This window comes from Pseudomonas sp. 1L-B-1-E-C1 (assembly GCF_057291835.1).
On the sequence record NZ_JBXAWN010000001.1, the window covers coordinates 770978 to 782634 of the forward strand.

At 58.2% G+C, this 11657-nt stretch carries 9 protein-coding genes, 1 tRNA gene and 2 pseudogenes; 9 read left to right on the forward strand and 3 right to left on the reverse strand.

Features of this window, described 5'->3' with window-relative positions:
* Window positions 1-76: 76 nt before the first annotated feature.
* The 5 genes and pseudogenes from AC0Z4S_RS03330 to AC0Z4S_RS03350 all read left to right on the forward strand — a co-directional run.
* The gene (locus AC0Z4S_RS03330) at window positions 77-586 is read left to right on the forward strand and encodes a sigma-70 family RNA polymerase sigma factor (protein ID WP_485622021.1); all 510 of its coding nucleotides are present in this window, start codon (window positions 77-79) and stop codon (window positions 584-586) included.
* Complete coding sequence (locus AC0Z4S_RS03335) at window positions 583-1536, forward strand: FecR domain-containing protein (RefSeq protein ID WP_485622022.1); 954 nt, start codon at window positions 583-585, stop codon at window positions 1534-1536. Before AC0Z4S_RS03330 ends, AC0Z4S_RS03335 begins: the two co-directional genes overlap by 4 nt.
* 67 nt (window positions 1537-1603) lie before the next feature.
* A complete protein-coding gene (locus tag AC0Z4S_RS03340) occupies window positions 1604-4006 on the forward strand; it encodes a TonB-dependent receptor (protein ID WP_485622023.1) in 2403 nt (800 codons plus the stop codon).
* A 105-nt stretch (window positions 4007-4111) separates the two neighbouring features.
* Window positions 4112-4330, forward strand: a pseudogene (locus AC0Z4S_RS03345) (cupin domain-containing protein); the annotation flags it as partial.
* Window positions 4331-4386: 56 nt separating this feature from the next.
* Window positions 4387-4574, forward strand: a pseudogene (locus tag AC0Z4S_RS03350) (cupin domain-containing protein); the annotation flags it as partial.
* A gap of 176 nt (window positions 4575-4750) precedes the next feature.
* Here the strand turns inward: AC0Z4S_RS03350 and AC0Z4S_RS03355 are convergent.
* On the reverse strand, window positions 4751-7072 hold the full coding sequence (locus AC0Z4S_RS03355; protein ID WP_485622024.1) for a hypothetical protein: 2322 nt from the start codon (window positions 7070-7072) through the stop codon (window positions 4751-4753).
* A 25-nt stretch (window positions 7073-7097) separates the two neighbouring features.
* Window positions 7098-7172, reverse strand: a tRNA-Lys gene (locus tag AC0Z4S_RS03360).
* Window positions 7173-7590: 418 nt separating this feature from the next.
* Between AC0Z4S_RS03360 and AC0Z4S_RS03365 the strand changes: the two genes are divergently transcribed.
* From AC0Z4S_RS03365 to AC0Z4S_RS03380, 4 genes are all read left to right on the forward strand, one after another.
* Window positions 7591-8370, forward strand: a complete 780-nt coding sequence (locus AC0Z4S_RS03365; RefSeq protein ID WP_485622025.1) for a hypothetical protein — start codon at window positions 7591-7593, stop codon at window positions 8368-8370.
* Between the two features lie 120 nt (window positions 8371-8490).
* Window positions 8491-9006 carry a GNAT family N-acetyltransferase gene (locus AC0Z4S_RS03370; protein WP_042609959.1) on the forward strand — a complete coding sequence of 172 codons (516 nt, stop codon included), beginning with the start codon at window positions 8491-8493 and terminating at the stop codon, window positions 9004-9006.
* Window positions 9007-9042: 36 nt separating this feature from the next.
* Window positions 9043-10083: a GSCFA domain-containing protein gene (locus AC0Z4S_RS03375; RefSeq protein WP_485622026.1), complete on the forward strand. Its 1041-nt coding sequence runs from the start codon at window positions 9043-9045 to the stop codon at window positions 10081-10083.
* The gene (locus tag AC0Z4S_RS03380; RefSeq protein ID WP_485622027.1) at window positions 10052-10741 is read left to right on the forward strand and encodes a hypothetical protein; all 690 of its coding nucleotides are present in this window, start codon (window positions 10052-10054) and stop codon (window positions 10739-10741) included. Before AC0Z4S_RS03375 ends, AC0Z4S_RS03380 begins: the two co-directional genes overlap by 32 nt.
* Window positions 10742-10784: 43 nt before the next feature.
* Here AC0Z4S_RS03380 and AC0Z4S_RS03385 read toward each other — a convergent pair whose 3' ends face one another.
* Window positions 10785-11654: a TauD/TfdA dioxygenase family protein gene (locus AC0Z4S_RS03385; RefSeq protein WP_083352789.1), complete on the reverse strand. Its 870-nt coding sequence runs from the start codon at window positions 11652-11654 to the stop codon at window positions 10785-10787.
* Window positions 11655-11657: the final 3 nt, after the last annotated feature.

Sequence of the window (11657 nt, forward strand, 5' to 3'; positions counted from 1 at the left end):
AAAAGGCTTTGTGTCCTTGGCGAAGTTAAATAGAATCAGTCTCATTTGAATCTACCTTCGCGCAGGGTCTCTTGAGATGATTGAAGCCACGTCACCGTCGGAGCAGAGCCTGCAGCAGTTGTACCGCGAACATCGCGGCTGGCTGGAAACCTGGCTGCGCCGGCGCATGGGCAATGCGTGGGATGCGGCGGACCTCAGTCAGGACACCTTCGTGCGCGTCTTGTGCAATGCGCCGCCACTGGCCGAATTGCGCGAGCCGCGCGCGTATCTGCTCACCGTCGGCAAACGGCTGCTGAGCAATTTCTACACGCGACGCCAGCTGGAAAAAGCCTACCTCGACGCCCTGGCGCAATTACCGGAGGCGTGCGCACCGTCGCCGGAACAGCGCTGGTTGCTGCTGGAAACCTTGCAGGCGCTGGATGAATTGCTCGACGGCTTGCCGCGCGCGGTGCGTCGGGCGTTTCTTTGGAGCCAGCTCGAAGGTCTTGGCTACCGCGAGATTGCCGAGCGCTTGCAAGTTTCTGAACGCACCGTCAAACGTTACATGGCCCAGGCTTACGAGCATTGTTTGCTGGTGGACCTGTGACGCGCGTTGCCCCCAGCGATGAAACGCGCGAAGTGGCGCGGGCAGCGGCGCAATGGCTGGCATTGCTCGAGTCCGGCGGAGCCAGCGATGAAGATCACGCCCGGTTGCAGCATTGGCGCAGCAGCGACAGTCGCCACGAAAACGCGTGGCAGAAAATTCAACAATTGCGTCAGCGCTTTGCAGGTTTGCCGCCGGCGCTGGCCATGGCCACGTTGGATCGGCCGGATCCTGCACGGCGCGCGGCGCTCAAGCGTGCCTTGGGCGTGGCGGCGCTGGTGCCAGCGGCGTGGTTGATCGGCCGCGAACTGCCGCTGGAGGTCTGGCGCGCCGACATGCACACCAGCACCGGCGAGCGGCGCACAGTGCAATTGGCTGGTAGTTCATCGCTACAACTCAACACTGACAGCGCGGTAGATATCGATCTGCCTGCACGTCAGCTGACGCTGATTCGTGGCGAGATGGCGCTCAATGTAGCGGGCGATTCAGCCTTTATCGTCAACGCGCCTTACGGGCGGATGATCGTCAGACACAGCGACGTCTCGGTTCGCCTCAATGCACGCGACTGCCAGGTCTGCGTGCTGCGCGGCTCGGTGCAGTTGCAGCCGGTGCATGGCCCTGCGTTTGTATTGAAACATGGCCAACAAGTCAGCCTGCAAGCTTTTGGTGCCGGGGCGGTGACGGCTTTCGATGCGTTGATGCCCGGTTGGCGCGACGGCGTGCTTGTGGCGCAAAACCAGCCCCTGGGTGATTTCCTCCGCGAGCTGAGTCGATATCGTTCGGGGCTCTTGCGCTGGGATCCGGCGCTGGAGTCGCTGCGTATCACCGGCAGCTTCCGCCTCGACGACACCGACCAGGTGCTGTCACTGCTGGCAGCAAGTTTGCCCGTCGAAGTGCATACGCGAACGCGATTTTGGGTGTCGCTGGTGCCGCGTGCAGAAAAAACTGGCTGAAGCCTGTCCCTTTTTTTCGCCTCGCTGGTCATTCCAGGCAAGTGAATAAAATCGAGAGCTTCTTCCAATGCCCGCAGTATTTCCAGGTCGCTTGCGTCCGTTGTTGCAGTTGAGCCTTTTGCTGAGCCTGAGTGCCAGCCCCGTGCTGATCCAATCGAGCTGGGCCGACGACGGCAGCCGCCGCAGTTATCAGGTCCCGGCCGGTAGTCTGAGTGTGGCGCTGACGCGGTTCGCCGGTCTCGCGGGAGTCAATCTGTCGGTGGATCCGGCGCTGGTTAGCGGCCGCAACAGCAATGGGTTGTCCGGTGAATATGGCGTGGAGGAGGGGTTTGGTCGGCTGTTGCTGGGTTCGGGGCTGCAACTGCAACCGGTCGGTGATCAGGCTTATACGCTGGTACCGGCAGCGCAAGGCAGCACCTTGCAACTCGCACCGACATCCATTCTTGGCGCGAGCGATTCGGCGGGTGCCGACGTCTTCGCCGGCGGCCAGGTTGCACGGCGTGGCTCGCAAGGGCTGTTGGGCTCGCGGGATTTCATGGAAACCCCGTTCAGCATGACCACCTACACCAGCGAAACGGTGAAGAACCAGCAGGCGCGCACGCTCGGCGACCTGATCGGCAGCGACCCTTCGGTACGCGCGACCAACCCGGCCGGCGGACGCTACGAGCAATTCACCATCCGTGGCTTCAGCCTGTTCAACAGCGACGTTTCCTACAACGGCCTCTACGGAATCTTGCCGACGTACACCATCGACATGGAAATGGCCGATCGCGTCGACATCCTCAAGGGCCCGAGCCAATTGATCAACGGGATTTCGCCACGGGGCAGTGTAGGAGGGGGGATCAACGTCGTGCCGAAACGCGCCACCGACAAGCCGATCACCTCGCTGACGGCCAACTACGCCTCGAACAACCAGGTCGGTGGCGCGGTGGATGTCGGGCGGCGCTTTGGCGAAGACAATCAGTTCGGCGTGCGCTTCAACGGCGTCAAACAGTCCGGCGATACGGAATGGGATCACCAGAGTGTCGATCGCGACATGGCGGTATTCGGCCTGGATTTCCGTGGCGAACGCTTGCGGCTTTCTACCGATATCGGCCACACCGAACGCGACACCGACGCACCGCAGGAGCGCGTGCAAATCGCCGCCAATGCCAAGGTGCCGAACGCCAATGATGTGCGCGACAACTATGCGCAACCCTGGAGCAAGGCGCGCACCAAAGATACCTTCGGTACGGTGAATGGGGAGTTCGATGTCAGTGATTCGGTGATGCTGTACGGCGGCGTCGGCGCACGTAAAAGCAATCACGACTTCTTGCGCCATGCGGTTTCGGTGACTAACGACGCCGGTGATTTCAGTGTCCAGCCGCGAGACTTCACTCGCGACGAAAATGTCCGCACGGCTACCGCTGGCGTTCGTAACTGGTTCCAGACCGGGCCAGTCAGCCATGAAGTGAACCTGGCGGCCAACTACTTTTATATGGACTTCGAAAACGGCGGCGCCCGTTATGCGGCCGGGCGCAGCAATCTCTATGACCCGGTGGAAATCGCCAGACCCGGCACGCCGACCCGCAATGACGCCAAGGTCTACACCGAGAACCGCTTCAGCGGCGTGGCGTTGTCCGACACCCTCGGTTTCTTCGATGATCGCCTGATGCTGACCCTGGGTGCGCGTTGGCAGCGGGTCAAAGTCGATGACTGGAGCGACGGCATCAAGGGCGACACAGCCTACGATGAAGAAAAGGTCTCGCCATCGGGCGGGATTCTGTTCAAGGCGACAGACAAACTCTCGCTGTACGCCAACTACATGGAAGGTCTCAGCCAAGGCAAGATCGCGCCATCGACATCGATCAACGAAGATGAAATCTTCCCACCATTCATCAGCCGTCAGGTCGAAGTCGGCGCCAAGTACGACGCCGGCGCCTATGCGCTGACGGCAGCGGTGTTTCGCATCAAACAACCTGCGTACGAAACCAACGCCGCCACGCGAATCTTCGGCCCGAACGGCAAGCGTGAGAACAACGGCGTAGAACTCAGCGTGTTCGGCGAACCGCTCAAGGGCTTCAGGTTGCTCGGCGGAGTGATGTACATCGATAGCGAATTGACCCATACCACCAACGGCACATTCGACGGCAACCGCGCACCGGCGACACCGAAATACAACGTCAACCTTGGTGCGGAGTGGGATGTGCCAAACGTGCAAGGGCTGACACTCACCAGTCGCGGTATTTACTCGAGTTCGCAGTATCTGGACCAGTCGAACGACAAGGAAATCGACTCTTGGGAGCGGTTCGATGTCGGCACGCGCTACGCTTTCAAACTGGACGAGAAAACGATTACGTTGCGTGCCAATGTCGAAAACGTGCTGGATAAACGCTACTGGAGTTCGGCGGGCGCATCCGATGACAGCGAGCCGGGATTGACGCTTTCCACGCCGAGAACGTATCTGCTGTCGGCGACCGTAGATTTCTGATGGAGCAGGGTAATTGCATCGATCTTCGTCGATAATACGTTAACTACACTAAATGACCGTTTAGTTGAGCTAACAGAGAATTTAGTCAGATATACGGAGAAGGCCATGATTCAACGTCAGCCGAACGCAACTGATGTGATTGCTGCGCTGAATCTTGAGCCTCATGTTGAAGGCGGTTATTACCGCAGGACCTTTCAGTCTGACGACCGAGACTGGCTCCAAATGCCAGGCTGCCCGCGCTATCTGTTGACCTCGATTTACTTTTTGCTCACTGAGGATTCGCCGGTGGGCCAGTTCCATTTCAACCAGTCCGACATCTTGCATTAATGAGCCGTCGGCGTGTATCAGGTTGTACTCGGTGGCGTCGCACCGGTGGAAGTAATGTACCCGGCAGAAGCTGGAAAGCATCACGATTGCTGGAAGGCTCGAATGGTTTTGGCTTGATCAGCGTAGCTGTATCACCGGAGTTGAATTCGCGGATATGGAAATCGGAGATCGCACAGAACTGACCGCGCGGTTTCCGCCGCATGGAGCGCTGATTGAAAAGCTGACACGTAATGATGAATAGATGAATGAGAGCTGTGCTGGAAAGCTCGTTTTGAAGCGACGACGCAGATTCAAATCTCTCGTAGAACCACGCTAATCTCGCAACATCTTGTTACGTGTAATGTATATTATGTTAAATCACGGATGCGAATAGCCTCATGCTTCAGATATCACATCCACCACTCCCAACCTCTCAGTCTAAGCAACGCCATTCATTTGCAGCTTCAACAACCAATGTCTCTCGGTAGTCCATCCGATAAAAACCTGAGCACCTTCGCTTGCTTGGCGAGACTCGGTTAACGGTGTGCCAGAAGCTGCTAATCGCAATCCTCTAATCGCCGGCAGGAACCTTTCACGAAATGCACTAAGCTGAGTCGCGAAATGAGCTTCGATACGTTCAATCGCGAATTGCATTTCTGCCTCATCGAGCATCGCTAGATAAAACACCATCTGCCGCCACGCGTACGCTGTATTTTTGATCATCACCAGGCTGGAGTGATAAAACCTCAACTTCATCTGCTGGCGTATGCATATCCATCTGAAGCATTCCTCGGCCATCGAAGCCAGGCGATCCTGCAATAGCGCTTTCAACCCAAGCTCACCAAATAAGAGCGAGAGGTTTTGTGTCGTCAGGATCTGTTGTTGCTCAATGATTTTCCCGTTAGTCGCCGGTCGCCATGTCCCCAGGCCCTCATCAGCGCGCTGGGAGCACAATCTGGCCAATGCGTCCCTGGTACTAGCGTCAGGCCTGGAGAACCTTTTGCGCCTGGATTTCGGTTGATCAGGAAGCATCGCCAATTGGCTTGCATCAATGTCGTAGTAATTGGCGTATAGCGTGCCACCTGTCAAAGATGCCGCCTGCCTGGCAGCTCTTATGTACTTGTTCGAGAAAGCGCCCATGAAAATGTCCGAGGCGACTTCTTCCACAAAAGGCAGATCCAGCTTGGCCATCGCCGCAAGCGCGGCAAATTCCTGAATCAGTTTGTTGGGCAGGATCGCTTGAGGAAAAGCACAAAGGGTCATTGCTGCGGATTCGATGAGGACCTGTCTGGCTGCGTCAGCGACCACCGCGTCCGTTTTACGCTCGACTTCAACAGCCGCCACCCACGGCAATTCATTCATCCTGACCTGACTTTGCAGATCCAACAGCAACAATGATCGGCGTTGTCGAAAGGCGCGATAGGTTGCTACAGAGAGCATCCGCAGCGACATAGCGCGAAATCCTGCACTGCAGATCTCAGCCGTTATCGCTGGCAGCAGCCGCGCCACGGTATCCCCGGATGTAATCAATCCCTTCTCGATCAACTCGGCAATTGTGCCCTTTCGACACCGCTTGACGCGTCGACGAATATCAGGAGGAATGCCGATACCTGTTAACAGCGAATATGCGCTCGCTTCTTCGCAGGTAACGGGTTGCAGCAGAGATGAAAAGTCGGAAACTCCGTCCGAACCGGGATACCTGCTCAGACGTGCGGCAACCGCTTTAGCAAATAGATGGTGACCGGGTGCGGACACGTGACTGCGTTGAGAGTCTCTGTGCTTTTGATGAGATTCGGATTCGGGATGACCATGCTTGCGTACGAAATCGTCGACGATCCTGCGAATTCGTCCGACTTGCCGTCCCGTAAGCGACGCCACATCGCTTGCGCAACTCCCCAGCAGTGCAAACAACTCCCCTGCCCGATCCCTTGAGCTTTCAGCTTCACCTGAAGCGCTGGGGCAAGAAGCATCGAACTGCCGCTTCAGAATATTCGCCTGCTCAAACCAGCCCTCGGGGTACCGGCGACAAGGCCAATTATCCTGATACGTTAAAAGGAACAGCGACACCGCCGAATCGTAAAGCGGTAAACGAGTTTCAACGACATGCTTCTGCACTGCCACGCGCGCCTGTGCCGGGCGATTTGACAGCACGGCCCTGACATCACCGACAGTAAAAGCCTGCACTTGCCCTGAAGAAAGCGGCAAACCGTCAGAAGCCATCGGAAAGAATCGCAGCTGTTCAAAGAAAGGCGCTATCGCTTCAACCAGGTCCCATGCACTCTCTGTACGTTGCTGCCCCAGCAACCAGGCCACGGTCAGCAGTGCAGCTTCTTCGGGCACCTCGATTCGATAATCCCCGCTCGCCAGCTTCGTTTGCAGTACCTCGATCCCCTCCTCCGTAAGGTGCCAAGTGTTGAGATCGAGTCGCTCGAAGCCAGGACGGATATCAGGAATCGAAGCAGCCAACTGTCGCTCGTACTCGGTCAGTGCACCGCCGGCCAAGAACTGCCCAGTGGCGAAACCTCCAGTGACGACTTCCAGCGTGACCCACTCAGGCACATCCGCGAATGGAGTTCGTGAGCCATACGACGCCGATCCCTGCAATATGTGCTCGATTACATTGCGCCAGCGCTCGATGCGCTTGCTCGTCTGTCCGTCATTGTCGAGGCCCGGTGCAGTGAGTGCTCGAGACAGTTGAAAGGCTGCATAGCCGGCACCTATGCCGGCGTTCGCATTCGATTCCCTATCGTCCCTGAGCATGAGTCCTTCCGAGCCTGCGATGTTGTGGGTCCGGGGGCTGGATTCGAACCAGCGCCCACCCGGTTAAGAGCCGAGTGTTCTACCGCTGAACTACCCCGGAACAGAGCGTGGATTGTCCACGAGCGTTGAACGATTGTGAAGATCGAAAACATTGCCGCTTGTGAACCTGAACGGTCGCCCCGGCGTCGCGAACCAATACGCCGGGAGCCGAAGACTTTATTTCGGGTTGTGGGATTGTCAGCGAGTTTAGCGCTACTGTGCGAAATCGATTACTTCGCCGTTCCAGTAGCAATTGTACGCGCCGGAGCGGCCGCGATTGAGACTGCACTCAAGATACCACGCTGGCGCCAGATTGGGATTGAGCAGTCGGGCCCGGTCAAAGTCGTCGGACTGCGGCCACAGAAAAATCGGTACCGTCTATTCCTCGCAGTGCCCATTAACGTTATCGTCCTGTGCAGGCAAACATTACGCCGCTGGTTTCGATCTATGGAAAAGTATTCACTCAAAAGGAGCTGAAATTGAACGGCAACCAAGAATCCGAGCCGACAATAAACGGGAAAACAGCCAGAGAGCTTGCACTCATCAAATTCAAATCCGGCTACGAAGACGGAACAATCATCGCCCAGCAACAGCACATGAGCTCGGTACTCGGGGCCATCTCTTTTGCATTTTTCCTTGCCTTATTCAGCGCATCGACTGACACACTGTCGAAGCCGGCGCTGATCGCCTCGGCGGTTTTGTTCTCGGCCAGTCTGGTTTCCAACATACTTATTTTCTTTTTGTATAAGACCCTTTCTGGAAAAAACGAGCGAAAGTACATCTGGGACATTGAAAACACGACCTACGCAGGAATATTCAAATTCATCGCTTTAGCCACGCCAATATTGGGCACATTTTCCTTGATTCTTCACTTTTCAGTTCCCGCTTTCATTTTTGCAGTTGCCACCGGGCTCCTGGGCGTTTTTACCTTCTTGCTGGCTAACAAACAGATAGAATCGCGACTTTCAAAACTGGGTGCCTATCAGCGCTCTCTTCTTCACGCCGAGCGTGATGAAGATTATTTCAAATCAACAGAACACGAATTCAAAACAAGGCCTACGGCAGAAGAGTTCTGTACAAGCAAATATGATTACCGCCTTAAGGATCAGGAAAAACAGTTGATTGGATTCATAACCCTCAATCATCAAGCTGTCGTGGGTGATGTCGTCGAAACTGCGAAGTCCGGATCGCTTTCGGTCCTGCGCATCATCCACAGCGAGGAAACCACCACACTGATTTGTGAAAAGTCCATGGAATAGACTAGCGCTGTCGGCTGCCGGCGCGCCAGCGCACCAGCGCAAATCCGCTGCATCATTGATCTTTCGCGCCACACCCAGTAAAAAACTGTCTTCCCTTTCCGCCCTTGCAAGGAGCTGCGGATGCTTGAGCTCACCACGCAACGCCTGGACCTGCGCACGATGGTCGAATCCGACTGGCCGCTGTTCCTCAGGCTGCATTCCGAGCCGCAAACCATGCAGTATGTGTTCGGTGAAATCGCCGAGGACCAGGTGCGCAAAGGCTTCGAGCATCGGCTTCCGGCCTGGGGACCGCAGTCGGATCACTGGTTGTGTCTGGTAGTGATCGACAGGGCCAGCGGGCAGGAACTGGGTGTGACCGGATTCCGCATCCTGTCGCCGGGGCATGCCGAGGTGGGTTGCCTGCTGTTGCCCGAGCATCAGGGCAAAGGCTTTGGCACCGAGTCGCGGCAGGCGATCATCGACTATGCCGCGGCCATCGGCCTGGACTCGTTGGAGTCGACCGTGACCGACGGTAATATCGCGTCTTGCAAGGTTTTGGAGAAATGCGGTTTTGTATTCGAGCGCCGCGTGCCGCAGGCCTATCAGATTGGAGATCGGTGGTTTGACGACCTGATCTACCGCTATCAAATCAGCTGACCGGTTTTATCAGCGACCGCCAAGGAGGCCCTCCTCGTGAACCCTTATCAGTGCCTGCCAACCCGCGCTTTCTGGCGCACCGCCGTGGCTGACAAGCCCGCGCTGAACATCGATCAACTGTGGACGCCACAATTCGAGATCGGCAACAAGGACGCCATCGTCACCGCCGGCTCGTGTTTCGCCCAGCACATCGGCCGGGCGCTGGGCGAACGCGGCATGAACTGGCTGGATGCCGAACCGGCCCCGCCCGGACTGCCCGAAACCGACTGGAAGGCCCATAACTATGGGGTTTTCTCGTTTCGCACCGGCAATCTGTACACTCCGGCGATGCTGTGCCAATGGCTGGAATGGGCGCTCGGCGTGAGCCTGCCACCCGACGAAACCTGGGCCCATGACGGGCGTTTCTTCGACCCGTTCCGCCCCGCCGTGGAACCCGACGGTTTTGCCAGCGAGGACGCACTGTTCGCCTCGCGCGAAGCCACCCTCGATGCCATCCGCACCGCCCTGCGCCGCGCCAAAGTGTTCGTGTTCACCCTGGGCCTGACCGAAGCCTGGCAGAACCGCCAGACCGGTCTGGTGTATCCCGTGTGCCCCGGCACCGTGCGCGGCACCTTCGATCCGCAGCTGCACTGCTTCTGCAACTTCGGCTTCATGGACACCTATGGGGACATGGTCAGGGCGCTTGAGTTGATGCGTTCGATCAACCCGCAACTGCGTCTGCTGCTCACCGTTTCACCGGTGCCCCTGACGGCAACCGCCACGGGCGAGCATGTGTTGAGCGCCACCACCTATTCCAAATCAGTCCTGCGCGCCGTTGCCGGGCAGCTGTGCGAAGACCTGCACGACGTCGACTATTTCCCCTCCTACGAAATCATCACCGGCACACCTTTCAAGGGCGCGTTCTACCAACCCAACCAGCGGGAGGTCACGCCTGAAGGCGTGGCATTTGTCATGCGGCAGTTTTTCGCCGGGCTCGATGCGGTTCAACCTCCGCAGGCGTCAACCAGCGTTGCCTCCACCTGCGTGTCCAGTGAGGAGCTTGTCTGTGAAGACGCCGTGCTCGATTACTACGCCTAGGTTTCTGCTGCTGGGCGATTCCCATGCCGGGGTCATCGGCAAGGCAGCGCAGGCCCGCGAGTTGCCTTTCAGTGGCGGCCCGCTGGGCACCGGCCGGGATTTCGCGGTGGATTTCTTCAGCCTGACCCGTCATGACGTGGTGTTTCGGGACGTCGAGATGGAGCGCCTGTATCGCCAGGCCCTTGAGCCATTCGAAGTACCGCAACTGGCGAAGGTCGGGGTGCCGCTGGTGAGTACCATCGGCCTGAGCCTGCATTATCTCGCCACCGTACCGAACTGGACCTGCTACCAGACGCCGGACGGCGAATTCGACGAAGGTTTTCTCACCGGGCCGCTGTTCGAGTCCATCATCGACACCTTGTCCCGGCCTGCGGTGGCGTTTTATGAGCAGGCCCGGGCGCTGAACCTCAAGGTGTTCGCCGTGCTGCCGCCGCAGCGGGTGCCGGAGCTGTCCGACCCACGGGTGTTCATGGCCGCGCAGGCGCTGCTGATCGAGCGCCTGCAAGGACTCGGCATCGAGCTGATCGACGTGCGCGCGGCGGCGAATGATGAGCTGGGTTTTCAGCTTCCGGCGTACTGCGAGGTGGATGACCCGTTGCACGGGAATCTGGCGTTCGGCGAGTTGATCGTCGAGCAACTGCTCAAACAAGGTCTGTGAATGAGCGGTGGGAACGGCGCCCGCTCCCACCGGTTTTTTAGACTCAAGCCTTGGGCTGCGTCCCCAGAATCGTCACCCGCTCGCCATACCGCGAGTGTGGAAAATAATCCCAGACCGCATGGTGCTGTGTGCAGCGGTTGTCCCAGAACACCAGGCTGTTCGGCGCCCAGCGCACGCGACAGCTGACGACCGGTTCGCGGGCGACCAGGTCAAACAGCATGTTCAACAGTACCTGACTTTCACCGTCAGACAACTGGACGATGTGCGAGGTGAACCCGGAATTGACGAACAGCGACTTGCGCCCGGTTTCCGGGTGGCGAACCACCACCGGGTGTTCGGTTTTCGGCAGATTGGCCGGCGCCTCATAGCCCTTCCACGGAATCGCACCGTCATGGATCGCGGTCAATCCGCCGAGAAACTGCTGCATCGTCGGCGACAGCATTTCCAGCGCCAGGTGCATGTTGGCGAACAGCGTGTCGCCGCCTGTGCCGATGGCCGGGGTTTCCTTGACGTACAGCATCGAGCCCATGGACGGCGCCAGATCGGCGGTGCCGTCGGTGTGCCAGGTTTCGCCGGCCACGTAGCGCGATTGCGCATTGGCGCGGATCACCACCAGCTCCGGGTCATCGCCGTCGATGTCTTCCACCGGCAGGGCCCGCAGCTCACCGAACAGCCGGCCAAACGCCTTGTGTTCGTCCACCGTCAGGTGCTGATCGCGGAACACCACCACGTGGTTCTCCAGAAAGGCCCGGCGGATTTCCGTGAGCTGCTCGTCGCTCAGCGGCTGCGAAAGATCGACGCCGCCGATCTCGGCGCCGATGATCGGCGTGATCCGCTCGACCGTGATGTGCTGATACGGCGCGCGTCGTTCGGCGGCGATGCGCTCGATTGCCTTGAGTGCCAACTGATCCATGTT

What these genes read in the sequence shown, in the direction of transcription:
- AC0Z4S_RS03330 (WP_485622021.1), top strand. Translation starts at nt 77, where the DNA reads ATGATTGAAGCCACGTCACCGTCGGAGCAGAGCCTGCAGCAGTTGTAC.
- AC0Z4S_RS03340 (WP_485622023.1), top strand. Translation starts at nt 1,604, where the DNA reads ATGCCCGCAGTATTTCCAGGTCGCTTGCGTCCGTTGTTGCAGTTGAGC.
- AC0Z4S_RS03355 (WP_485622024.1), bottom strand. Translation starts at nt 7,072, where the DNA reads ATGCTCAGGGACGATAGGGAATCGAATGCGAACGCCGGCATAGGTGCC.
- AC0Z4S_RS03370 (WP_042609959.1), top strand. Translation starts at nt 8,491, where the DNA reads ATGCTTGAGCTCACCACGCAACGCCTGGACCTGCGCACGATGGTCGAA.
- AC0Z4S_RS03385 (WP_083352789.1), bottom strand. Translation starts at nt 11,654, where the DNA reads ATGGATCAGTTGGCACTCAAGGCAATCGAGCGCATCGCCGCCGAACGA.